Source organism: Rhodococcus sp. NPDC003348, assembly GCF_053589375.1.
Map to the genome: position 1 here is coordinate 25,224 of NZ_JBSFRT010000030.1, position 23,803 is coordinate 49,026.

Consider the following 23,803-nt stretch of genomic DNA (forward strand, 5'->3'; position numbering starts at 1 on the left):
AACTCTTACTCCCCGCTTGGAACCCACCTCGCCAACGCCCCGGCCAGCAGTTCGTTGACCTGGTCGCGGCTCAGGTCGGCCCCGGACGCGGCGTGACGCCGGTAGTCCTCGGCGCTCACCGCGCCCCGGATGGTGGCCGCCTCCCTGGGTCCGTCGACCGGGTCCATCCACTCCGGAAGGAAGCCGATCCGGCTGCCGTGCGAGTGCACCGCGCCTGCAAGCGTCACCGCCTCGACCGTCGATCCGCGGCGCGCGAGGGCCGCGGCGGAGGTGTGGACCAGGACGAGCCACGAGGTCACGTCACCGTCGATCTCGAGCATCTCCTGCATGTGCACGGCCGCAGCCAATGCGTCGTCGAGGCGATCGAGGTCCATCGCCGCCTTCATCAGCGCCCAGGTCGACGACGTGGCGACCCACCGGTTGCCGACCCGTTCTCCGCAGGCGATCGCACTCACCAGTTCCGACCATGCCTCCTGTGAACGGCCGAGGTTGCGCAACACCATTCCGAGGACCATGCGGGCATCGGCCTCGCCGAATGTCGACTCGGCCGCGATGGTGCGCTCCACCCCTCGTCGGCACAGGACCACCGCCGCGTCGTGGTCACCTTGCATCGAATGGAAGTAGCCTTCCCATGCCTGCATGCGTGCGGCATGGGCCTCGACGCCGACCGCTTCCCACAACTCCGAGGCGCGGCGCGCTGCCTGCGCTGCGCCCGCCGCGTCTCCGGTCAGGTAGGTCAGCGAGGCGATGCCCGTCAGTGCGTGGGCCAGGTTCTCCCGATCGACCGGCGCCGCACTCGCCGCGACCCCGTCGACGGCGGCGTTCAGGAACCCGAGTCCCTCGCCGATCCGGCCACGGCGGTACCAGAACCAGTACAACCCGCCCGAGATCTCGAGTGCGTAGTGCGGATCACCGGCCGCCAGCGCCGACGCCATCGCGGACCGGTGCTCGGAGTCGTCCGCCGCGATCTCGTTCATGATCGCGACGGAATGGGTGCCGTACAGTCCGTCACCCGCGGCGGCGACCCTGGCCCGCACGTGCTCGCGGTGCGCGAGCGCGGCCGCTGCGTGCTCCTCGGGTTCGGCCTGGTCGAGGGCGAACTGTTTGATGGTCTGCATCATCCGGTAGCGCCGCGGCGAGGTGCCGGGCAGCACCTTCAGCAACGATCGGCGCACGAGCGCCGTCAGCGGTTCGACGGCGGAGAACTCGGAGGCTGCGCCGGTGACAGCCGCGGCACCGGCGAGGTCGAAGCTGTCGGCGAACACCGCGACTTGACGCAGCACCCGCGCCTGTTCGTCATCGAGTAGCCGGTAGCTCCAGTCGATGGTGTCCACGAGTCTCCGCTGCCGGGGTGGGGCACTGCGAGACCCGTTGCGCAGCAGGGTGAACCGGTCCCCCAACCCGTCCGCGATCTGCTGCTCGGAGAGCACCCTCAGCTGCGCCGCGGCCAATTCGATGCCCAGGGGTATGCCGTCGAGTTCCCGGCAGATGGTGTGCACCGCAGTCGCGTTCGACTCGTCGAGGATCCATCCCTCGACCACGCCGCCCGCTCGCGTGGCGAACAGTTCGACGGCCGAGTCCGTGTCCAGCGGGGCGACGTCGAACAGGACTTCCCCGTCGACGTCGAGCGGTTCGCGGCTGGTCGCCAGCACCTGCACCTGGGGGCACTGCCCGATCAGCGCCGCGGCCAGGTCCGCGGCCTCTGCGACGACGTGTTCGCAGTTGTCGAGGATCAGCGCGGTCTTGCGGCCGGCGAGCACTCCGGCGAGATGCTCGGCGGTGCCGACTCCGGGCAGGCCGAGCGCGGACGAGGTGGCGGCCGCGACCAACCCGCCGGTCACCGCACCGAGATCCACGAGCCACGGCCCGTCCTCGTCCGGGCGACGGCCGCACACCTCCACGGCGAGCCGGGTCTTGCCCACCCCGCCGGGGCCGACGAGGGTGACGAGCTGATGTGCGGACAACAACGCCGTCACGGACTCGACGTCCAGGTCACGGCCGACCAGCCGGGTGCGCGGGGTCGGCAGGTTCGATGCCCGTGCGGGCGCCGGCGCAACGGGGACGGGCACCGTCGCCGGGGTCAGTGAATCGTCCTGCGCGAGCACCGCCCGTTCCAGGTCCCGCAGACCGATGCCCGGATCGATGCCGAGTTCGTCGTCGAGGATCCCCCGGATCCTCCGCAGTGAGGCCAGTGCATCGGACTGCCGCGCGGCCCGGTACTGCGCGAGAACCAGAATCTCCCAGGCGCGTTCGTCGAGCGGGTGATCGGCGACCAGGACCTGCGCCCGGGTCGCCACGTCCTGATACCGCCCCTGGGTCAGGTCCACGCCGAGCAGTGACTTCACCGCGTCGAGGTGCAGCGCGGCGAGGCGGGTGACCTCGGGAGCCGCGAACTCCGCTCCCCCGATGTCCGCGTAGGCCGAACCCCGCCACAGTGACAGCGCCTCGCGATACCGCTCGGCCGCGATCTCCGGCGTCGCGGAAGCCTGATCGGCGCCGCGAACGAGGTCCTCGAATCGGGCGACGTCGATGCACGTCCGGTCCACGGCGAGTGCGTATCGCGTGCCGTCCCGAACGAGTACCCCGTCGGCACGGCGAGCGCGGTCCGGGCTCAGCGCGTCGCGCAGTTTGGAGATCGCCACATGCAGCGAACTGAGTTTGGGCTGGTCCACACCGTGCCACACCTGGGCGAGAAGCCGATCGGCGGACACGGTGTGCGGATGCGCGAGCACGAGCGCGGCGAGCAGCGCACGCTGCCTCCCGCCGCCGAGATCGACCGGCGCCCCGCCGCGCAGCGCGGTCACCGGACCGAGCACCCGCAGATCGAGGCTGCCAGGCGGTTCCGGGCCGTCGGTCTCTTCCAGGCCGTCGGGCATGGGCCGTCCTCTCGTCGCACACCGCAGGTGGGACCGGAGGAACGGTACCGAAGGACAAGGTGATTGGCCTTGCGAAACAACCGTCGGCGAGGCGACGTCAGCCCTCGGGCACGGCGATGCCCCCGATGATCAGCGTGACGACGTCACCGGCGAGGGCGACGATCTCGCTCTCGCCCTGCCCTTCGATCGGCCGGTACCAGGTGTCGACCGCGTTGATACTGCTGAGCAGTGTGCGGGCGGCGAGTGACGGGTCGGCCTGCCGCAGGGATCCGTCGCGCATGCCGTCGACGATCACGCCGTGGAACAGCCGCTCGTAGTCGCGGCGCAATTCGTTGAGGGCGAGCAGCGCGTCACGCTGACGGGCCTTGATCGCGGTCGAGGACTGGTCGCGGACGCCCTGCTGCACCACATGGTGGTATCCGAGATCGGTCATCAGGTTCACCACGTGGGCCCTCGACATCGCCTCGAGCCGCGCCCGGCCGGTGCCGGGGCCATTCGCGAGAGGACGGACCACGGCGTCGAGCCGGCGCATTCCGTCCTCGTAGACGCCGAGGAAGATGTCGAACTTCGAACGGAAGTGGTAATAGATCAGCCCCTTGGTGGCGCCGACCCGATGCGCGATGTCGTCGATCGTGGTGTTCGCGAAGCCGCCCCGCATGAATGCGTCGGCGGCGGCGTCGAGGATTCGGACGGTGACGTCGTCCGACGCGGAACTCGCATCACGCGCAGCACTCGCCTCGTTCACACCCTCACCTCCTCACACGCGGCCGCTCTCGACCCGTTCGAAGGGCTCCCCGTGATGATACTCCGTAGTATCCTTGGTCAGACCATGTTTCTCAGCGGAGCCGTGATCAGCTGACGGCTTGCGACCAAGGCAGGAAAAGGTAGCCACATGTCCGTGCTCGACAAGTTCCGTCTCGACGACAAGGTCGTCATCGTCACCGGCGCGTCCTCCGGGCTGGGTGTCGCCTTCGCGCAAGCGTGCGCCGAGGCGGGCGCCGACGTCGTCCTCGCGGCCCGCCGCGCCGAGAAGCTCGAGGACACCGCGAATCTGGTGCGCGCGACCGGCCGTCGCGCCCTGACCGTCGCCACCGACGTCACCTCGCCCGAACAGTGCCAGGCCATGGTCGACGCCGCGATGGCCGAATTCGGCCGGGTCGACGTCCTGGTCAACAACGCCGGCATCGGCACCGCGGTTCCGGCCACCCGCGAGACCCCGGAACAGTTCCGGTCGGTGGTCGACATCAACCTGAACGGCTCGTACTGGTGCGCGCAGGCGTGCGGCCGGGTGATGCAGCCGGGCAGCTCGATCGTGAACATCGCGAGCATCCTCGGCCTGACCACCGCACAGCTGCCGCAGGCGGCCTACAGCGCCAGCAAGGCCGCGATCGTCGGCCTGACGCGTGACCTCGCCCAGCAGTGGGGCGCCCGAAAGGGCATCCGCGTCAACGCGATCGCCCCCGGGTTCTTCGAGTCGGAGATGACCGACAGCTACCAGCCCGGCTACCTCGAGAGCCAGGCCTCGCGAATCGCACTGGGCCGCACCGGCGATCCGGCGGAACTGGCCGCCTCCCTGGTCTGGCTGGCGTCGGACGCCGGCGGCTACGTGACCGGGCAGACCATCGCCGTCGACGGCGGTTTCACGATCACCTAGGAGTCGCCCGGACGGCACCGAATCCGCCCCCGCAGCAGACGAGTTGCGGGGGCGTCCGTCGCCACCACCGTGTGCCGACCGGCACGAACGTCACCGACGTACGTCGACCCGGGACAGCACCGACGGCAGCCCCGCCCAATCGGAGGTGATCACACTCGCCGACCGGCCCGCCAGCTCCTCGACCCGCGCCGACGCCGCCACCGGATCGGGTGTGCGGCTGTCGATGGCCGGTGACACCGCGTGCGCGGCGGTCATCACCAGCAGATAGTTGTTGTCCCGGTACCACCCGGTGTCGATGTTGCCGTTGACGTACCTCGACGCATCCCCGTCGAACACCACGAACCAGGGCCGCAACGAGGCATCCGCGTACCGCAGTCGCGGATCGCCGGGCGCGGCGCCGTTCACGGCGGGAAATGCGACGGCGGACGCCAGGTTGCCCGACGCGGCGAGATCACGCAGGTGCGTGGCGTACTCGCGGTCGGTCCACAGGTCGTCGAGCGGATTGACCTCTTCCACGGTGCCCGGGATCAGGTCGATCACGAACCGGCCCGCGAGTTCGTCGCGGGTCGGCCAGCCGCGCTCGCGGACGGCGTCGTCGAGGGTGGCGGCATCGCCGAGCAGATCCGCAGGCGTGTACACCGCATCGCCGAGTCGCTCCCGCACGAGGACATCGAATTCGGCCGGCCCGCGCGCGATTCCGGCCGAACCTCCCGACCCCGTCGAACCCCCGACCGGAGCCGTGTCGAACCCGTCCTTCATCTCGATCTTCACCAGCACCGGGCGGTGAGTCGGGTTCGCGTCGTGCCAGGTGCGCAGGTCGGTCAGGCAGGCGCCGAGGTCACCGTCCCGCGGCCCGGTTCGCCCGTCGGCCGATCCACCACCCACGCAGTTGTTTTCGTTCGCCAGCGGATTCTGGTGCGACACACGCCAGCCCGTCCCGCCGCCGTTCGTCCACACGTCGAGCTCGATGAGCGCGGCACCGGCATCGAGAGCGTCGACGAGATATGGGTAGGTCGCCTTCTCGTAGGTGTTGTGCACTCCGACCGACGTCGTCTGGTCGTAACGCAGGCCGCCCACCTCCGGGCCGCTGTCGGCGGCGGCCGACGCAGGTGCCGACACCATCGCCACGACCGCAGACACCACCAGCACCCGTCCCACCACATGCGCCACCACGGCCAGACCACCCTCTACGCTCGGACGACAACGCCTCGCGCAGCCTACGAGCAACCTCGTCCCACGGGGGCGCGTTTGGCGACACCGGATCGGAGCGGACACCGCACGAGGAGCTGCGCTTGCCCACCAACGAGATTCGACTGACTCGACAGGTCGCGGCGACACCGGAACGGGTATGGGCGGTGCTCACCGATCTCGACGCGGCGGAGGCCACCCTTTCCGGGGTCACCCGTATCGAGCGCGTCGAGGGTGCGGGATACGACGTCGGCACCCGGTGGCGCGAGACCCGGCGCATGTTCGGCAAGGAGGCGACCGAGGAGATGTGGGTGGCCGAAGTGGACCCGCCGCGGAGGTCGGGAGTTCGGTCATGCTTCGACTACTGACGGTCACCGTTGGACGCCTCGGCGTCAGGGCCACCAGGAAGGTGATGACGGACGACCTGCAGGACATCGCCGCGCGCGCCGAGCGGTCCTGATTCGCGTCCGCGAGGACGAGTCGGCACGCTCATCGGGTCGACGGCCGTCACGTCGGCGACATGGGTCCCGCCGCACAGAGTCACGCCGTCCGACCACGGTGTTCCCGGCTCCCGCCGAAGGTTTCGATGTCCGCCCACTCGTTGTCGGTCCGGACCCGATCGGGGCCCCGGGCCCGGACCGCCAATTCCCGCCGATCGGACACTCGTCCAGGAAAAAGTGCCAAACCAACTATTCGGTCTGTCCGGTTCGCTACATTGCTTGCCAACACGGTGGTTTCGCATCCGACACCATCAGCACGGCACGCATCCCACCCACGGCGCGGTCGATCCTCGGGGAGGTCACAGATGAGCGCGACACGACACATGTACGGGCGACATGCCTAGGCCGGGCCCGGTCCGACCCCTGGTCGGGGTGAAGATGGACGCGAACCAGATTCAGCAGTACGACCAGCAGGCCGCGATCGAGGGCCTGCTGATGAAGTCCGGCAAACCCAACCGGTCCGAGCTGATCCGGATCAAGCTCGCATTCGCGGACGAGCACATGCCCGCCGGCTGGCGCCCCTAGGTCCGGGCCGGACCCGGCACCACAACCGACCTCGGCTACACCGACACCGTCGACAACTGCCACGCCCCGTCGCCCGACAACTCGAGCTGGCGGGTGTGGTGCTGGTCGACGGTGCTGCGGTGGCTGACGCTGAACAGCATGCACGCGGGGACCTCGGTGCGGACCAGGTCGTACAGCGAGTACTCGAGGCCCTCGTCGACCGCGGAGGTCGCCTCGTCGAGGAACACCAGCGCGGGCCGCAGCAGCAGGATGCGCGCGAACGCGATTCGCTGCTGCTCCCCCGGCGAGAGGACTTTCGCCCAGTCCTGCTGTTCGTCCAGCCGGTCGACGAGGTTGCCCAGTTGCACCTTTCGCAGAACGGTCCGAATGGTTTCGTCGTCGAGGTCGTCCGCCGAGCCGGGATACGCAACCGCGGTGCGCAGGTCACCCAGTGGCAGGTACGGCATCTGCGACAAGAACAGCGTCTGCTCGCCGGCCGGTCGACGGATCCGCCCCTCCGTGTACGGCCACATCTCGGCGAGGCTGCGCAGCAACGTCGTCTTGCCGCTGCCCGACCGCCCCTTGACGACGAGTGCATCCCCCGGCGCCATGGTCAGATCCAGGCCGGTGACGAGCGGGGTGCCGTCCGGTGTGCGCACGTGCACGCCGTCGAGTTCGAGCGCGTCGTCCAGATCCACTGCCTGGAGAGCAGGCATCTCGCGAGAGATGTGGTTGGCGCGGCGCAGGCCGTCCAGACGGATCAGGCTGGCGCGGTAGCCGGCGAAGGTGTCGTAGGACTCGCGGAAGAACGACAGCGAATCGTGCACCTGGCCGAACGCGGTGGCGGACTGCGTCACGTCGCCGAGGGTGATCGTGCCTGCGAAGAACCGTGGCGCCTGGATCAGGATCGGGAACACCACCGCGATCTGGTTGACGCCGAGATTCCAGCCGTTGAACTTCAGGGTCCGGAAGACGATCCGCCAGTAGTTGCGCAGGACCGCGGCGAAGCGGGCGAGCAGGCCGCGGCGTTCGACGCCCTCACCTCGGTAGAACGCGACGTTCTCGGCACCGTCGCGCACCCGGACGAGCGCGTAGCGGAAGTTGGCCGTGAGCCGCTCGTTCCAGAAGTTCAGCTGGATCAGCGGCCGGCCCAGCCAGAACGCGACGATCGTCGAGATCAGGACGTACACGAACACCAGGAACACCATCGCCCGCGGGACCTCGGTGCCGAACACCGTCATCGGCCCGGACAGGTCCCAGAGGATCTTCGTGAACGAGACGAGGGAGACCACCGCACCGACCGCACCCATCGACAGCGATCGGGAGATCTGCACGAAATCGGTGATGTCCTGCTGGATCCGCTGATCCGGGTTGTCGATGGTGTCGTCCACGAACCGGTCGCGGTAGAACGCGCGTCCGTGAAGCCAGTCGGTGGTGACGTGGTCGGTGAGCCAGCGGCGCCAGCGAATGTCGAAGGCCTGGCCGATGTAGAAGTCGAACAGCGAGCGCGCGACGTGGATGGTGGCGAGAACCGCGAAGATGACGATGCTCGTCCAGAATGCCGACTCGGCCGCGTCGAGTGCGGCCGTGTCCCCCTGCGCGAAGCCCTGCGCCGCCAACTGCAGTGCGGTGTACATGTCGTTGCCCTGATACGAGAAGAGCACCGTCATCCGCACCGCGAACACGGTCATGAACAGGACCAGCGCGAGCAGTCCCCACACCGGTGCGCTGTCGCGGCCGGTGAAGTAGGCGCCGCTGATCCGCCAGAACTGTCTCCCCCACCGGGTGTAGCGCAGCAGTAGTGCGGCGACGATCACGAAGCAGACAGCCGAGATCCCGAACGCCTCGAGGGTCCACCGCAGACTGCTCCAGAACTCGTGATTCCAGTCCAGCGACGAAGATCCGGACATTCGCGACCCCTCCTCCTGCGGTGGGAAGTGCGTGCGCGAAGTCTAACGCCGGGCGAGTCATCCCGTCCGCACAAGCGGAGGTGAGCGGATCAGGACCGCACCAGTCCCCGCCGCGCCGCGCGACCTCCCGCGACGGCGGCGATCCCGATCGTGACCAGCGCCCCGAGCAGCAGCGCCGGGGCCTCGCCCGCGGCGAACAGCCCGAGCTGGGTGCCGACGGTGGCCGCCGCGACCGGGATCCCGAGCTGGGCGGCAGAGAGTGCGGCCAGCGGCAGCGGCTGCCCGAACAGCCGGGCCACCGCGTGCACGGCGACGGCCGCCACCCCGAGGCACACGCCGAGGCCTACATACGACGGGTGGTCGACGAGCGCCGTCAGGTCAAGGGACGCACCCAGCCAGACGAAGAACAGTGGACCGAGGAATCCCTCTGTGACACCGAACAATTGGCGCGCCAGCCGCCTCGGCTCCCCCACCCCTGCCAGTGCCAGGCCGAGCGCGAATCCCGCCAGCATCACCGACACGTGCATCGACACCGCGAGCGCGGACAGACCGAACAGCAACACCAGGTTCACCCGCAGTTCGAGCGCGAACCGCCGCTGCTCGGACTCCCGGTGGATGCGCTCCTGCAGTCCGGTACGAACCATCCAGCGGAAGCACAGGAACACGGCCGCGGCCCCGACCGCGACGACCACCGCACCGACCGCCGCCCGGGGCGCCCGTCCCGGGTCGATGACGAGCGGCAGCGCCACGATGCAGGCGGTGTCGGCGATCGCGACCTGCGCGATGGTGTCGACGACCTTCGGCCCGCCGAGGCGCAGCGAGTCGACGATCGGGAGCACGAGTGCCGCCGACGAGGACGCGACGAGTACGGCGTAGAGACCGGCCAGTTGGGTGTCGAACGCGGCTGCGATCGCGATCCCGACCGGTACCGCCAGCACCCCGACCGCGACCGCCCGCAGCAGGCCGCGCCGCAATGCGGGGCGGATCGAGGCGTCGCGGACGGGGACGTGGGTGCCCGCGACGAACATCACCAGCGCGAAACCGACGTCCGCGAGGAACGTCAGGGTCGGATCGGTCGGGTCGATCAGGTGTGCCCCGCTGATCCCGATCAGCATTCCGGCCGCGAGCTCGCCGAGGACGACCGGCAGGTTCCAGGTCCGGCGCACCGCGAGCAGTGGGCCGAGCAGGGCGACGAACGAGACGAGGGCCAGCGTCCCGAATCCCATGTTCCCTCCCGGTAGGTGTCCGCAATGCCCCTCCGGGTGGGTGTCAGCTCCGCTTCGGGAAGTGCCGAATCATCCCTTCCTGCACGACCGTTGCGAGCAGGTCACCGCCGCGGGAGTAGAAGCGTCCGGTCGCCAGTCCGCGGGATCCGGCGGCGACGGGAGACTCGGTGGCGTACAGCGTCCACTCGTCGAACCGGAACGGCCGGTGCAGCCAGATCGAGTGGTTGACGGTGGCCGCGACGATCCGGTCCAGCCCCCAGGACAGGCCGTGCGTGGTGATGATCGAGTCGAGCACCGTGGTGTCCGAACCGTAGGCCAGCGCCGCGGCGTGCAGCAGCGGATCGTCCGGAAGCGGCCCGTCGGTGCGCATCCAGACCCGGTTGTGGCCGAGTGTCTCGCCCGTGCCCTTGAGGATCCAGGACGGGTCGTTGGCGTACCGCATCTCGATCGGCCGCAGCGCGCCGACGAAGTGCGGTAGGACGTCCTCGAAACCTACGAGCAGTTCGCCGACCGACGGCAGCGACTCCGGCTCCGGGACGTCCGGCAGTGGCGCCCCGTGTTCGAGGCCGCGGCCGTGTTCCTGGAAGCCGACCAGCGCCACGCACAGCTCGCGCCCGTCCTGCAGGGCGGTGACCTGACGGTTCGCCAGTGCACGCCCGTCGCGGAACCGCGCGACGCGATACTCGATCGGTTCCTTGACGTCGCCGCCGCGGATGAAGTGCACGTTGATCGCGTGCAGCGGGCGGCTGCCGTCGACGGTGCGGCCGGCGGCGATCACCGACTGCGCGACCAGCTGCCCCCCGAAGGTGCGGCTGCCGATCCCCCGCCGGGAGGGGTGCCGGCCGAGGAACGTGTCCTCACCGGTCTGCTCGAGATCGAGTAGACCCAGCAGGGTTTCGAGATCTTCCGCTCGCTCCGGATCTTCCAACCGGTCCGTCACGACCTCGCTGCCGGCACCCGCATCACTCACCTATGGTCCTCTTCCCCAATCCGATGGACGTGAATCAGATTGGTGGAGCCTACGGTGCCGGGCGGCGATCCGGCGACGATAACCACGAGATCGCCCTTGTTGTACCGGCCGAGGGACAGCAGCGCCGTGTCGACCTGACCGATCATCACGTCGGTCGTCGACACCGGCGGAACCAGGAACGTCTCCGTGCCCCAGGTCAGGGCGAGCTGGCTGCGCACCTCGGGCAGCGGGGTGAACGCGAGCAGCGGCAGCGGGGTGTGCAGCCGCGCGAGACGGCGCACCGTGTCGCCGGACTGAGTGAACGCGACCAGCGCCTTCGCGTCGAGGCGCTCGCCGATGTCGCGGGCGGCGTAGGAGATCACTCCCCGCTTGGTGCGCGGCACATGGGTCAGCGGGGGCACCCGCGTCGACTCGGTCTCAACGGCCTCGACGATGCGGGCCATGGTCTCGACGGTCTCGATCGGGTACTTGCCGACCGACGTCTCGCCGGAGAGCATCACCGCGTCGGCGCCGTCGAGGACGGCGTTCGCGACGTCGGACGCCTCGGCGCGGGTGGGCCGGGAGTTCTCGATCATCGAGTCGAGCATCTGCGTCGCCACGATCACCGGCTTGGCGTTCTCCCGGGCGATCTGGATGGCCCGCTTCTGCACCAGCGGGACCTGCTCGAGCGGCAGCTCCACGCCGAGGTCACCCCGGGCGACCATCACCGCGTCGAACGCGAGGACGACGGCCTCGAGTGCCTCGATCGCCTCCGGCTTCTCGAGCTTCGCGATCACCGGAACACGGCGGCCGACCCGGTCCATCACCGCGTGCACCAGTTCGACGTCCGCGGGCGACCGCACGAAGGACAGGGCGATGAAGTCGACACCGAGCCGCAGCGCGAACTCGAGGTCCGCGATGTCCTTCTCCGACAGCGCGGGCACCGAGACGTTCATGCCGGGCAGGGAGACGCCCTTGTTGTTGCTGACCGGTCCGCCCTCGGTCACGCGGCAGACCACGTCGTTGCCGTCCACGCGGACGACCTCGAGGCCGACCTTGCCGTCGTCGACGAGCAGCCGGTCGCCGGCCTTGGCGTCGGCCGCGAGTTCCTTGTAGGTCGTCGAGACCCGGTCGTGGGTGCCGTCGCACTCGTCGACGGTGATCCGGACCTCCTCGCCGTTCTCCCACACCGTCGATCCGGTCGCGAAACGCCCGAGCCGAATCTTCGGACCCTGCAGGTCTGCCAGGATGCCGACGGCCTTGCCGGTGGCATCGGACGCGTCACGGACGAGGCGGTAGTTGTTCTCGTGATCGGCATGCTCACCGTGGCTGAAGTTGAGCCGGGCGACATCCATGCCGCTCTCAACGAGTTCGCGAATCTTCTGTTCGGTGGCCACCGCGGGGCCCAGGGTGCACACAATCTTTGTCCGTCGGGTCACGCGCTCAACCCTAGTCCGTGAACCGATTCAGTTCCATTTGCACCCCCGCAAATCCGTTCACAAGCGTGCGAACAAAATACACTCAACGGCCGTTAACCTGCAGGTCATCCACTTTTCACAGAACCTCGAGCGGCAGCGACGTCGGATGCACGGGCGACGGGAGATCCGAATGCCCGGTGAGGAATTCGTCAACGGCGCGAGCCGTCGCCCTACCCTCGGCGATCGCCCATACCACCAGTGACGCACCGCGATGCGCGTCACCGCACACGAACACCCCGGGAGCGCTGGTCTGCCAGTCCGGGCCACACGCCAGCACACCGCGGGGCGTCAATCCGAGGCCGAGCCCCTCGAGCAACTCCTCGTGTTCGACCCCCTCGAAACCGATCGCGAGAAGCGCCAGATCGCAAGGCAATTCCACCTCCTCGCCGATCGGTGCGATGTGCCGACGCCCCTGATCGTCACGCGTGACCCGCACCTCGGCCAGCACCATGGACCGGACGTGGCCGGACTCGTCACCCAGGAAGCGTTGCACCGCAACCTCGTAACGCCGCTCACCACCCTCCGCATGAGCGGGCGAGGTGCGCAGCACCATGGGCCACGACGGCCACGGGGACCGTTCCTCGTCCCGCACGACCGGCGCCTCCGGGTGGTAGTCCAGCTGGGTCACCGACAGCGCCCCCTGCCGGTGCACGGTGCCGAGGCAGTCCGCACCGGTGTCGCCGCCGCCGATGATCACCACGTGCTTGCCGTGCGCGGTGACGGGACTCACTCCGTCCCCCTCGCATTCGCGGTTCGCGAGTACCAGATGCTCCATCGCCAGGTGAATGCCGTCGAGGCCCCGCCCCTCGACGGTGGTGTTGTCCCGGGCGCGCAGAGCACCGACGCCGAGTACGACGGCGTCGAACCGCTCCCGCAACTGCTCGGCCGTCAGATCCACTCCCACCTCGCAGTCGGTGACGAATTTCGTTCCCTCGTCGCGCATCTGGGTGATTCTCCGGTCGATCACCCCCTTGTCCAGCTTGAAGGCGGGAATGCCGTAGCGGAGCAGTCCGCCGAGACGGTCGTCTCGTTCGAAGACGGTGACGTCGTGTCCCGCCCGGGTCAGCTGCTGAGCCGCGGCCAAGCCGGCCGGTCCGGAACCCACCACGGCCACCGCCCGGCCGCTGCTGACCGTCGCGGGCTGGGGGGTGACCGCCCGGGACTCCCACGCCGCGTCGGCGATGGCCTGCTCGATCCGTTTGATGGTCACGCTGCCGCCGGTGTCGTTCTCCGCGATCGACAACACGCATGCGGCCTCGCACGGCGCCGGACAGATCCGCCCCGTGACCTCCGGGAAGTTGTTGGTCGCGTGCAGGCGGTCCGCCGCCGCGGACCAGCGCCCGCGCCGCACCAGGTCGTTCCACTCGGGGATCAGGTTCCCCAGCGGACAGCCCGCGGTTCCCGAGTGACAGAACGGGATGCCGCAGTCCATGCACCTCGTCGCCTGGTCGGCGATCTCGCGCGCCCGGTCCGCGGCGGACTGGGCGGCGCCCACCTCCTGCCAGTCCCGAACCCGTTCGGCGACGGGGCGTTTCGGGGCCTCCTGCTTGCGCACGTTCAGGAAGCCGTGCGGATCAGCCACGTGCCGCCTCCATGATTGCAGTGTCGACGTCGCGTCCCTCGGCGCGGGCGAGACGGCTCGCCTCGAGCACCCGCCGGTAGTCGACGGGCAGGATCTTGGTGAACAGGCTGCTGCGCCGCGGCCAGTCGGCAAGCACCGAGGCCGCGACGGGCGAACCGGTGCGGTCGCGGTGCACGGTGACGGCGCCACGCAACCAGTCCAGATCGTCCGGATCGAGCGGTTCGAGGGTGACCATCGCCGTGTTCACCCGCGTCCGGTCCAGGTCGAGCACGTAGGCGATGCCGCCGGACATACCCGCCGCCAGGTTCCGTCCGGTCGGCCCGAGGATCACCACCCGCCCGCCCGTCATGTACTCGCAGGCGTGGTCGCCGACACCCTCGACGACCGCGGTGGCGCCCGAATTGCGGACCGAGAACCGCTCCCCCACCTGGCCGCGCAGGTACGCCTCCCCGGACGTCGCCCCGTACAGGACGGTGTTCCCGGCGACCACCTGCTCCTCGGCCTCGAACAGCGCGTCGGCTGCGGGCCGGATCACGATCCGGCCGCCGGAGAGCCCCTTGCCGACGTAGTCGTTGGCGTCACCGATCATCTCGAGGGTGATCCCCGGCGGGAGGAACGCGCCGAGCGACTGCCCTGCCGATCCGGTCAGTTCCACGACGATGGTGTCGTCGGGCAGGCCGGCGGCGCCGTAGCGGCGGGTCACCTCCGCACCGAGGAGGGTGCCGACCGTGCGGTTGACGTTGCGCACCGGCAGTTGCAGCCGCACCGGGTGGGCGTCCTCGAGCGCGCCCTCCGCGAGCTGGATCAGGCTGCGGTCCAGAGCGTGTGCGAGTCCGTGGTCCTGGTCGCGGACCCGCCGCCGCTGCGGCAGCCGGGTGCCGTCGGGGCCGGTGGGAATCCGGAAGATCGGCGACAAGTCGAGACCGCGGTTCTTCCAGTGCGCCACACCCACCGCCGTCTCGAGCAGGTCGGCCCGGCCGATCGCCTCGTCGAGACTGCGCAGGCCGAGCCGGGCCAGGTGCTCGCGGACCTCCTCGGCGACGAACCGGAAGTACTCCTCCACGAATTCCGGTTTGCCGGTGTACCTGGCCCGCAACACCGGGTTCTGGGTGGCGACCCCGACCGGGCAGGTGTCGAGATGACAGACGCGCATCATGATGCACCCGGCGACAACGAGCGGCGCGGTGGAGAAGCCGTACTCCTCGCCGCCGAGCAGCGCCGCGACCATCACGTCCCGGCCGGTGCGCATGCCACCGTCGCACTGCACGGTGATCCGGTCGCGAAGTCCGTTGAGCACCAAGGTCTGCTGGGCGTCGGCGAGGCCGATCTCCCACGGCGCACCGGCGTGTTTGAGCGAGGTCAGCGGCGACGCCCCGGTGCCGCCGTCGTTGCCGGAGATCAGCACGACGTCGGCGTGCGCCTTGGACACCCCCGCGGCGACGGTGCCGACCCCCACGGAGCTGACGAGCTTGACGTGGACGCGGGCGTTCTCGTTGGCGTTCTTCAGGTCGTGGATCAGCTGCGCGAGGTCCTCGATGGAGTAGATGTCGTGGTGCGGCGGCGGGGAGATCAACCCGACGCCGGGCGTCGAGTGCCGGGTGGTCGCGATCCACGGATACACCTTGAACGCCGGGAGCTGTCCGCCCTCGCCCGGCTTGGCGCCCTGCGCCATCTTGATCTGGATGTCGCTGGCACCGATCAGGTAGTCACTGGTGACCCCGAATCGGCCGCTGGCGACTTGTTTGACGGCGCTGCGCCGGACGGGGTCGTGCAGCCGGTCCGCAGTCTCGCCGCCCTCCCCCGTGTTCGACCGTCCACCAAGATGGTTCATCGCGACGGCCATGGTCTCGTGGGCCTCAGCGGAGATGGAGCCGTAGCTCATCGCGCCGGTGTTGAACCGGGTGACGATGGCCTCGACCGGCTCGACCTCCTCCAGCGGGACCGGTGGGGCGGCGCCCTCCCGGAATCGGAACAGCCCGCGCAGGGTGCCGCCGCGTTCGGCGAGGGCGTTGACCTCCTCGCTGTAGCGGGTGAACACGTCGCGGCGGCCGGTCCGGGTGGCGTGCTGGAGCAGGAACACGGTCTCCGGGGTGAACAGGTGCAGTTCCCCCTCGCGACGGAACTGGTATTCGCCGCCGACGTCGAGTCGGCGGTGCGCGCGATCGGTCGGGTTGTCCGGATACGCCTGCCGGTGCCGGTCCGCCACCTCGTCGGCCAGCACGTCGATACCCACCCCACCCAGGGTGGACGTGGTGCCGCGGAAGTACTCGCGCACGAGATCACGGTTCAGGCCGATGGCCTCGAAAACCTGTGCGGCCGTGTAGGACCCGACGGTGGAGATGCCCATCTTCGACATCACCTTCAGCACGCCCTTGCCGAGCGCGTGCAGGTAGTTGCGCACCGCGACCGCCGGTTCGAGGCCGGTCAGCTCGCCCTCGCTGACGAGGTCCTCGATCGTCTCCATCGCCAGGTACGGATTGACCGCCGCCGCCCCGAAGCCGATCAGCAGTGCCACGTGGTGCACCTCGCGGGCGTCTCCGGTCTCCACCACCAGGGCGACCTTCGTCCGTTCCTTGGTGCGGATGAGGTGGTGGTGCACCGCGGACACCGCCAGCAGCGACGGGATCGGCGCCCGCGTGTGGTCGGAGTCGCGGTCGGAGATCACCAGGGTGCGGTAGCCGGCGGCGATGGCCGCGCTCGCCCGGGCACGCAGGTCCTCGATCGCCGCCGCCATGGCCTCGCCGCCGCCGTCGACGTCGTACAGCGCGTGCAGCACGGTCGTGGCCAGCCCGGGGTGGTCGCCGTCGTCGTCGATGTGAATGATCTTGCTCAGCGCGTGGTTGTCGAGCACCGGCCACGACAACACGATCTGTCGGCACGACGCGGCGGTCGGGTGCAGCAGGTTCTGCTCAGGACCCATCACCCGGGTCAGCGAGGTGACCACCTCCTCCCTGATCGCGTCCAACGGCGGATTCGTGACCTGCGCGAACAGTTCGACGAAGTAGTCGTAGAGCAGCCGCGGACGCTGCGACATCACCGCGACGGGGGTGTCCGTGCCCATCGACCCGAGGGTTTCGCCGCCGCTCGCCGCCATCGGGGTGAGCAGGATCCGCAGGTCCTCCTCGGTGTAGCCGAACGCGACCTGCCTGCGCACCACCGACTCGTGTGGGTGAACGATGGGCGGCCGCGGCGGCAGCTCGTCGAGACCGAGTAGCCCCGAGTACAGCCACTCCGCGTAGGGCCGCTCGGTGGCCAGGGACAGCTTGATCTCGGCGTCCGGCACGATCCGTCCCTCGGCGGTGTCGACGAGGAACATCCGGCCGGGTTCGAGTCGGCCCTTGGCCAGCACTCGCGACTGCTCGATGTCGAGCACCCCCGACTCGCTGGCCAGGACGACCCGCCCGTCCGCGGTCTGCCACCAGCGTCCCGGACGCAGCCCGTTGCGGTCCAGGACTGCGCCGACGCGGACGCCGTCGGTGAACGTCACGCACGCCGGACCGTCCCACGGTTCCATCAGCGACGCGTGATAGCGGTAGAAGTCCCGGCGGGCGGGCGGCATCGCGAGGTCGTTCTCCCACGCCTCCGGGATCATCATCATCACGGCATGTTCGACGCTGCGACCGCCGAGGTGCAGCAGCTCGAGCACCTCGTCGAAGGAGGCGGAGTCCGAGGCGTCGGGCGTGCAGATCGGGAACAGCCGGCCGAGGTCGCCGGGGATCAGGTCGGAGGCGAGCATCGCCTCCCGTGAGCGCATCCGGTTCCGGTTGCCGCGGACGGTGTTGATCTCGCCGTTGTGGGCCACGTACCGGAACGGGTGCGCGAGCGGCCACGACGGGAAGGTGTTCGTGGAGAAGCGGCTGTGGACGAGCGCGATGGCGCTGCGGCACCGCTCGTCCCGCAGGTCCGGGAAGAACGCGGGCAGCTGGGTGGTGGTGAGCATGCCCTTGTAGACGATGGTCCGGGCGGACAGCGACGGGAAGTACACGCCCTCGCTGACGTCCGCGGGGACCTGCTCGGCGCGTTTGCGCAGCGGGTACACCAGGCGGTCCAGGTCGAGCCCGGCCGGGCGCCGGCCGTCCGGTCCGGCGGGGGCGGCGACGAACAGCTGACTCATGTACGGCATGCAGGCACGGGCAGCGGCACCGACGTCGGCGCCGTCCGGGTCGACGGGCACCTCCCGCCACCCGAGAACCTCGAGGTGTTCCTCGGCGGCGATCTCCTCCACCCGGGCGACGGCCGCTCGGCGCGCGGCCGGATCCTGCGGCAGATAGCAGATCCCGGTGGCGAAACAGGTACCACCGTCTCGATCCGGGTCCGGGAGATCGACGCCCGCGACCGCGCTGATCAGCTCGACGGGCAACTGCAGCAGGATCCCTGCGCCGTCGCCACTGTTCGGTTCCGACCCGGCCGCGCCGCGGTGTTCGAGGTTCGCCAGGGCGAGGAGTCCGTCGGTGACGATGTCGTGCGTGCGGCGGCCGTGGATGTCCGCGACCATCGCGACACCACAGGAGTCGGATTCGCTCGCCGGGTCATAGAGGCCCTGCGGCTCGGGTATCTGGGAGAACAGCACCTGACACCTCCACGCGGTGGTCAGCGCATGGGCACGAGGCACATGAGCCGGAGGCATCCGGTGTGGCGCACAGGTGTGGGAGCTGCCGAGCGTCACACTCGGGTGCGCCCAGTTTAACAGCGCAGACGCCGAGGTCCAGGGGCTGTTCGGGAGTCGAAATCAGCTCGTGCCTCCGTTCATGGGGGCCTCGGCGGGCGCGGGATTCGAGTAGCCGACTACGCGCGTGGTTCGACGGTCGGGGGAATACGTTGGCCTCATCCGGGGACCGATCCGGTCCGGACACGGCCCGGGCCGATTCATCGAGGTGCGAAATGCGGTACCCACGATCGACCTCCCGTGCAGGGGCTGCGCTGATCGTCGTCGCGCTCGCGGGGAGCCTCCTCCTCGGCGGGTGCCGCGAGGAATCCGACGAGCAGTCGACCACGCCACCCGTCGGCTCACCTGCGGTGGCAACCCGTACGGGTTCCGTCGACGCAACCGACATCGGTGACGTACTGAAGTCCACGGCTCCTCCGCCCGAGAAGTCCTCGGCACCAGGCCACATCGGGCCCCCCGCCACAATCGGGCCCCCGGCGCCCGCACCTGTCCTTCCTTCCGACGAAGAGACGTCGGAACCGCCGGACGAGGGAACGCCACCGCCTGACCGCGACACGCCATGACGACTGACTCGACCCGCCCGCACGACGACCACATGCGCCCGGAATCCGGTGGAACACTCCGTCGGGATCCGGCCACGCCATCCACGTTCGCCGTCCTCGGCGCCATCACGTCACAGGCGGCGTTGATCACGGGGCTGCTGTACTACTTCGGCTGGACGGTCAAGCACGCCTACTACGACTACTTCGGTATCGACGTCCGCACGCTCGGCTACTCGACATCCGACTACCTGCTCAGCAGCATCAGAGCCACGTTCTCGCCGGCGCTCTTCTTCCTTGTCTCCCTGCTGGTGTTGCTCGGCGTCCACCGACTCGTGGTACTCCCCGCCCTCACCACGCAGTCGCAGCAGCCGGACTCGCCGCCATCGGATTCGACGCAACAGGTCCGGGAGGGCCGTATGCTCGCCCGCGCCCTGACGATCGCCCTCGTGGCCGGTGTCGGATCGATCGCTTTCGTGTTGGCGGCCTATGTCTTCCGCACATGGTTCGGCTGGCTGCCGCAGATCTGTCTCCCGATCGTGCTGATCGGCGGAGTCGTCCTGCTCGCCTACATCGCGGTGCTGCGCACGACCTACGACGCTCCCCTGTCCGTACGGACTGCCCCCGCCCACACCGTTCGATATCCCTGGGTGCTTCCGCTCGCCCTGATCGGGGTCGGGTTCCTTGCCGCGTTCTGGGCGGTCGGCCTGTACGGCGACGCACACGGCCAACAGGAGGCCGCGGCGAAGGCCGGCAACCTGGGCGTTCTGACGTCCGTCGTGGTCTTCAGCAAGGACAACCTGTTGCTCGACGGTGGGGGCTCACAACACCTGACGGTGACCAACGGCGACTATGGCCATCTCTACACGGGTCTGCTGTTGCTCGCCCAAACCTCGGACAGGTACTTCCTGGTCCCCAACAACTGGAAGCAGGGCGTGGACCGCGTCTTCGTCGTTCGCGACAACGAGTCGATCCGCGTCGACCTCGCGTCATAGCCACCGGCACCGCCCGTCGCGGGCGGCGCCCGATCGTCCGGCCCGCGACCGTCGCGATGTCAGTTCCGGAGCCTGCGGCCCTGACCGTCGCGAACGTTGCCGGCCAGGATCATGATCCCGTCGATGAACGTCCACAGCCAGAACCCGATGACGAACGGGATGCCGATCAGCACCAGCGACATGAACAGCGCGACGAACATGCCGAGCAGCTGGATCAGCCCGATCGCGGTGCTGCCGATGTAGAGGCGGCCGACTCCGCAGATCGACAGGAACGGCAGCAGCATCTGCAGCAGCCCGGCCGCCACCTTCGACTTGTCCGACAGCGGTTCCCCGGTCACCGGGTCGCGGCCGAAAGGTGCTGCGGCGTCGGCCGCCATGTACCCGTATCCGGGGACGGCGGCGAACTGCTGGGTGGTGGCCGGCGACGCGAAGCCGGGCGGCGGGTATCCCGGTCCGCTGCCGGGCGCGCCGAACACCGGGCCGGGCGCCGCCGGGTGTCCGGTGTTCGGGAACTCGGCGGAGGGGGCACCACCGGGGTACTCGCCCGGCGGGTTCGGGGTGTCCGGGGTCGGGTATCCGGCGGTGAGTTCGTCGGCGGTGGGGTGGAACGGGAGTCCCGCCTCGATCCGCTTCTGCCAGTCGTCGGTCGGTCCGGTCACGTGTCGTCCCCCTGTTTGGTGGCGTCACCATCCCCTGGCGACGCTTCGGCCTTCCCAGCGTCAACGGTTGCGGCCCCGCCCGGAGTTCCCGCGGCCTGCGGGTCGTCGGCGTGCTCGGCCACGTACTCCTCGCGCGCCTTCCCGATCCGCAGTTCCGCCGGGGTCTCCCGGCCCTTCCTGGCGAGCAGGAAGTACGCCACGGCGCAGGCGAACACGATCGCCGAGGTGAACGAGTTGATGCGGATGCCCGCGATGTGGGTGGCGTGGTCGTCGCGCATCAACTCCACGAAGAAGCGGCCCAGGCTGTAGCCGGCGACGTACAGCGCGAACAGGCGGCCGTGCCCGATCCGGAACCGGCGGTCCACCCAGACGAGCAGGATCACGATCAGCACGTTCCAGATCAGTTCGTACAGGAACGTCGGGTGCACGACCTTCTCGACGACGCCGTTGGAGGTGCCGGTGAGCGCGTCGAGGCGGCCGGCGGAATTCACCCGCTCGTAGATCTCCAGGCCCCACGGCATCGTGGTCTCCCGGCCGTAGAGTTCCTGGTTGAACCAGTTGCCGAGCCGGCCGATGGCCTGCGCCAACAGGATTCCGGGGGCGATCGCGTCACCGAGCGCGGCCACGGACACGCCGCGCTGGCGGCAGCCGATCCAGGCGCCGACCGCGCCGAGCGCGACGGCGCCCCAGATCCCGAGGCCGCCCTGCCAGATCTTCAGGGCGTCACCGGGATTGCCGCCCTCGCCGAAGTAGGTGGTCCAGTCGGTGAGGACGTGGTAGAGCCGACCACCGATCAGGCCGAACGGCACCGCCCAGATCGCGACGTCGAGAACGGTGCCCTTCTCGCCGCCCCGCGCCACCCAGCGGCGGTCGCCCCAGACCACCGCGACGACGATGCCGACGATGATGAAGAAGGCGTAGGCGCGCAGCGGCACGGGGCCGATGTTCCACACGCCCTGCGGGGGGCTCGGGATGTAGGCGAGAACGTCGGTCACGACGCCACGGTAGCCGAACGGACGCCCGCGGCGAGTTCGGTGGTGAGCGCCAGCAGCGCGTCCGGGCCCTCGGCGGTGGCGGTGACGAGCGCGGACCCGACGATGACGGCGTCCGCGTACGCGGCGATCTCCGCGGCCTGCGCGCCGGACCGCACGCCGAGTCCGACACCGACCGGGATGTCGGAGTGCTCACGCACCCGCGCGACCAGCTCCGGCGCGCGGTTGTCGACGTTGTCGCGGGCACCGGTGACGCCCATCGTCGACGTCGCGTACACGAAGCCCCGGCAGTGATCGAGGGTCATCGCGAGCCGCTCGTTGGTCGACGACGGTGCCACGAGGAAGATGCGGCCCAGGCCGTACTTGTCGGACGCGGCGATCCAGTCGGCGGCCTCGTCGGGGATCAGGTCGGGGGTGATGATGCCGAGCCCACCCGCGGCGGCGAGGTCGCGGGCGAAGTTCTCGACCCCGTACTTGAGCACGAGGTTCCAGTACGTCATGACGACGGCGGCGCCGCCCGCATCGGTGACGGCCTTGACGGCCGGGAACACGTCGCGGACGCGCACACCGGCGGCAAGCGCTGCGTTGGCGGCGTTCTGGATCGTGGTGCCGTCCATGACGGGATCGCTGTAGGGGATGCCGACCTCGACGAGATCGCAGCCGCCCTCGACGAGCGTGGTGACGGCCTCGATGGACTTCTCGACGGTCGGAAAGCCGACCGGCAGGTAGCCGACCAGCGCGGCGCGCTTCTCGGCGCGGCAGGTCGTGAAGATCTCGGTGAGGCGTTCGTGCGGGGCGCTCACTGCGCGGCTCCTTCGGTGTCGGTGCTGTCGGCGGGCAGGTACCCGAACCACTTGCCTGCGGTGTCGACGTCCTTGTCGCCGCGGCCCGAGATGTTCACCACGACGATCGCCCCCTCACCGAGTTCCCGGCCGAGCTCGAGCGCGCCCGCGACGGCGTGCGCGGACTCGATCGCCGGGATGATGCCCTCGGTGCGGCACAGCAGCCGGAACGCTTCCATCGCCTCGGTGTCGGTGGCCGACCGGTACTCGGCGCGGCCGGTGTCGGCGAGCCACGAATGTTCCGGTCCGACACCGGGATAGTCCAGGCCGGCGGAGATCGAGTGCGATTCGATGGTCTGCCCGTCCTCGTCCTGCAGCAGGTACGAGTACGCGCCGTGCAGCGCGCCGTGGGTGCCACCGCCGATGGTCGCGGCGTGCCGCCCGGTCTCGACGCCGTCGCCGCCCGCTTCGATGCCGACCAGCTTCACCGACGGGTCGTCGATGAACGGATGGAAGATGCCGATGGCGTTGGACCCGCCACCGACGCACGCGACCACGGCGTCGGGCAGTCGACCGGTCAGCGCCTGCACCTGGGCACGCGCCTCGAGGCCGATGATGCGCTGGAAGTCGCGAACCATCGCCGGGAACGGGTGCGGCCCGGCTGCGGTACCGAAGCAGTAATACGTGGTGTCGGCGTTGGTGACCCAGTCGCGCATCGCTTCGTTGATGGCGTCCTTGAGCGTGCGTGAGCCCGTCACGGCGGCCACGACCTCGGCGCCGAGCAGACGCATGCGCGCCACGTTCAGGGCCTGCCGCACGGTGTCGACCTCACCCATGTACACGAGGCATTCGAGGCCGAAGAGGGCGCACGCGGTCGCGGTGGCGACGCCGTGCTGGCCCGCGCCGGTCTCGGCGATGATGCGCGTCTTGCCCATGCGCTTGGCGAGGAGGACCTGCCCCAGCACGTTGTTGATCTTGTGGGAGCCGGTGTGGTTCAGGTCCTCGCGCTTGAGGAGCAGTCGCGCACCGCCCGCGTGCTCGCTGAGCCGGGTCGCCTCGTAGACCGGCGAGGGGCGCCCCGTGTAGTCGCGCTGGAGACGGTCGAGTTCGGCCAGGAAACCCGGGTCGTTGCGTTCCTTCTCGTAGGCGGCGGTCACCTCTTCGATGACGGCCATCAGTGCCTCGGGAAGGTAGCGGCCGCCGAAGACCCCGAAGTGTCCGCCGGCATCTGGTTCGTGCGCGGTGGGGACCGCCACGGCGTCGCTCATGAGGGGCAGGCCACGGCCCTTGGCGGAAAGTACGG

General features: G+C 69.6%; 17 protein-coding genes. 4 read left to right on the forward strand and 13 right to left on the reverse strand.

Features of this window, described 5'->3' with window-relative positions:
• Positions 1 to 5: 5 nt before the first annotated feature.
• Positions 6 to 2,876, reverse strand: coding sequence for a BTAD domain-containing putative transcriptional regulator (locus ACWDU4_RS19180; protein ID WP_450115502.1), 2,871 nt, complete (start codon positions 2,874 to 2,876; stop codon positions 6 to 8).
• 97 nt (positions 2,877 to 2,973) lie between these two features.
• Positions 2,974 to 3,621 (reverse strand): TetR/AcrR family transcriptional regulator, encoded by a 648-nt coding sequence (locus ACWDU4_RS19185; RefSeq protein ID WP_450115503.1) that lies wholly within the window; start codon positions 3,619 to 3,621, stop codon positions 2,974 to 2,976.
• A 147-nt stretch (positions 3,622 to 3,768) separates the two neighbouring features.
• On the opposite strand from ACWDU4_RS19185, the gene ACWDU4_RS19190 reads away from it, so the two are divergent.
• Positions 3,769 to 4,530 (forward strand): SDR family NAD(P)-dependent oxidoreductase, encoded by a 762-nt coding sequence (locus ACWDU4_RS19190; RefSeq protein WP_450115504.1) that lies wholly within the window; start codon positions 3,769 to 3,771, stop codon positions 4,528 to 4,530.
• 90 nt (positions 4,531 to 4,620) lie between these two features.
• Here the strand turns inward: ACWDU4_RS19190 and ACWDU4_RS19195 are convergent, their stop codons facing one another.
• Positions 4,621 to 5,703, reverse strand: coding sequence for a phosphatidylinositol-specific phospholipase C domain-containing protein (locus ACWDU4_RS19195; RefSeq protein ID WP_450115505.1), 1,083 nt, complete (start codon positions 5,701 to 5,703; stop codon positions 4,621 to 4,623).
• A gap of 119 nt (positions 5,704 to 5,822) precedes the next feature.
• Here ACWDU4_RS19195 and ACWDU4_RS19200 point away from each other — a divergent pair, with 119 nt between their 5' ends.
• Positions 5,823 to 6,086 carry an SRPBCC family protein gene (locus ACWDU4_RS19200; protein WP_450115506.1) on the forward strand — a complete coding sequence of 88 codons (264 nt, stop codon included), beginning with the start codon at positions 5,823 to 5,825 and terminating at the stop codon, positions 6,084 to 6,086.
• Positions 6,087 to 6,596: 510 nt separating this feature from the next.
• Complete coding sequence (locus ACWDU4_RS19205; protein ID WP_450115507.1) at positions 6,597 to 6,743, forward strand: hypothetical protein; 147 nt, start codon at positions 6,597 to 6,599, stop codon at positions 6,741 to 6,743.
• 35 nt (positions 6,744 to 6,778) lie between these two features.
• Here ACWDU4_RS19205 and ACWDU4_RS19210 read toward each other — a convergent pair whose 3' ends face one another.
• From ACWDU4_RS19210 to gltB, 6 genes are all read right to left on the reverse strand, one after another.
• Positions 6,779 to 8,632: an ABC transporter ATP-binding protein/permease gene (locus tag ACWDU4_RS19210; RefSeq protein WP_450115508.1), complete on the reverse strand. Its 1,854-nt coding sequence runs from the start codon at positions 8,630 to 8,632 to the stop codon at positions 6,779 to 6,781.
• Between the two features lie 89 nt (positions 8,633 to 8,721).
• Positions 8,722 to 9,858: a cation:proton antiporter gene (locus tag ACWDU4_RS19215; RefSeq protein ID WP_450115509.1), complete on the reverse strand. Its 1,137-nt coding sequence runs from the start codon at positions 9,856 to 9,858 to the stop codon at positions 8,722 to 8,724.
• A 43-nt stretch (positions 9,859 to 9,901) separates the two neighbouring features.
• Positions 9,902 to 10,786 (reverse strand): acyl-CoA thioesterase, encoded by an 885-nt coding sequence (locus ACWDU4_RS19220; protein WP_450115551.1) that lies wholly within the window; start codon positions 10,784 to 10,786, stop codon positions 9,902 to 9,904.
• Between the two features lie 38 nt (positions 10,787 to 10,824).
• Entirely contained in the window at positions 10,825 to 12,246 is a 1,422-nt protein-coding gene (gene pyk / locus ACWDU4_RS19225) for a pyruvate kinase (RefSeq protein ID WP_450115510.1), read from the reverse strand.
• Between the two features lie 115 nt (positions 12,247 to 12,361).
• Positions 12,362 to 13,867, reverse strand: coding sequence for a glutamate synthase subunit beta (locus ACWDU4_RS19230; protein WP_450115511.1), 1,506 nt, complete (start codon positions 13,865 to 13,867; stop codon positions 12,362 to 12,364).
• On the reverse strand, positions 13,860 to 18,437 hold the full coding sequence (gene gltB, locus ACWDU4_RS19235; protein ID WP_450115512.1) for a glutamate synthase large subunit: 4,578 nt from the start codon (positions 18,435 to 18,437) through the stop codon (positions 13,860 to 13,862). The genes ACWDU4_RS19230 and gltB overlap by 8 nt, the downstream gene beginning before the upstream one ends.
• 655 nt (positions 18,438 to 19,092) lie before the next feature.
• Here gltB and ACWDU4_RS19240 point away from each other — a divergent pair.
• Entirely contained in the window at positions 19,093 to 20,067 is a 975-nt protein-coding gene (locus ACWDU4_RS19240) for a hypothetical protein (RefSeq protein WP_450115513.1), read from the forward strand.
• 59 nt (positions 20,068 to 20,126) lie between these two features.
• Here ACWDU4_RS19240 and ACWDU4_RS19245 read toward each other — a convergent pair whose 3' ends face one another.
• From ACWDU4_RS19245 to trpB, 4 genes are read right to left on the reverse strand one after another with little or no spacing between them, the layout of a single operon-like run.
• Complete coding sequence (locus tag ACWDU4_RS19245) at positions 20,127 to 20,726, reverse strand: TM2 domain-containing protein (protein ID WP_450115514.1); 600 nt, start codon at positions 20,724 to 20,726, stop codon at positions 20,127 to 20,129.
• Positions 20,723 to 21,721 (reverse strand): prolipoprotein diacylglyceryl transferase, encoded by a 999-nt coding sequence (gene lgt, locus ACWDU4_RS19250; RefSeq protein ID WP_450115515.1) that lies wholly within the window; start codon positions 21,719 to 21,721, stop codon positions 20,723 to 20,725. Before lgt ends, ACWDU4_RS19245 begins: the two co-directional genes overlap by 4 nt.
• A complete protein-coding gene (gene trpA, locus ACWDU4_RS19255) occupies positions 21,718 to 22,521 on the reverse strand; it encodes a tryptophan synthase subunit alpha (protein ID WP_450115516.1) in 804 nt (267 codons plus the stop codon). Before trpA ends, lgt begins: the two co-directional genes overlap by 4 nt.
• Positions 22,518 to 23,768: a tryptophan synthase subunit beta gene (gene trpB, locus ACWDU4_RS19260; RefSeq protein WP_450115552.1), complete on the reverse strand. Its 1,251-nt coding sequence runs from the start codon at positions 23,766 to 23,768 to the stop codon at positions 22,518 to 22,520. Before trpB ends, trpA begins: the two co-directional genes overlap by 4 nt.
• Positions 23,769 to 23,803: the final 35 nt, after the last annotated feature.

Coding starts and splice junctions, on each gene's coding strand:
- ACWDU4_RS19180 (WP_450115502.1), bottom strand. CDS start 2,876: ATGCCCGACGGCCTGGAAGAGACCGACGGCCCGGAACCGCCTGGCAGC.
- ACWDU4_RS19190 (WP_450115504.1), top strand. CDS start 3,769: ATGTCCGTGCTCGACAAGTTCCGTCTCGACGACAAGGTCGTCATCGTC.
- ACWDU4_RS19205 (WP_450115507.1), top strand. CDS start 6,597: ATGGACGCGAACCAGATTCAGCAGTACGACCAGCAGGCCGCGATCGAG.
- ACWDU4_RS19210 (WP_450115508.1), bottom strand. CDS start 8,632: ATGTCCGGATCTTCGTCGCTGGACTGGAATCACGAGTTCTGGAGCAGT.
- ACWDU4_RS19215 (WP_450115509.1), bottom strand. CDS start 9,858: ATGGGATTCGGGACGCTGGCCCTCGTCTCGTTCGTCGCCCTGCTCGGC.
- ACWDU4_RS19240 (WP_450115513.1), top strand. CDS start 19,093: ATGACGACTGACTCGACCCGCCCGCACGACGACCACATGCGCCCGGAA.
- trpB (WP_450115552.1), bottom strand. CDS start 23,768: ATGAGCGACGCCGTGGCGGTCCCCACCGCGCACGAACCAGATGCCGGC.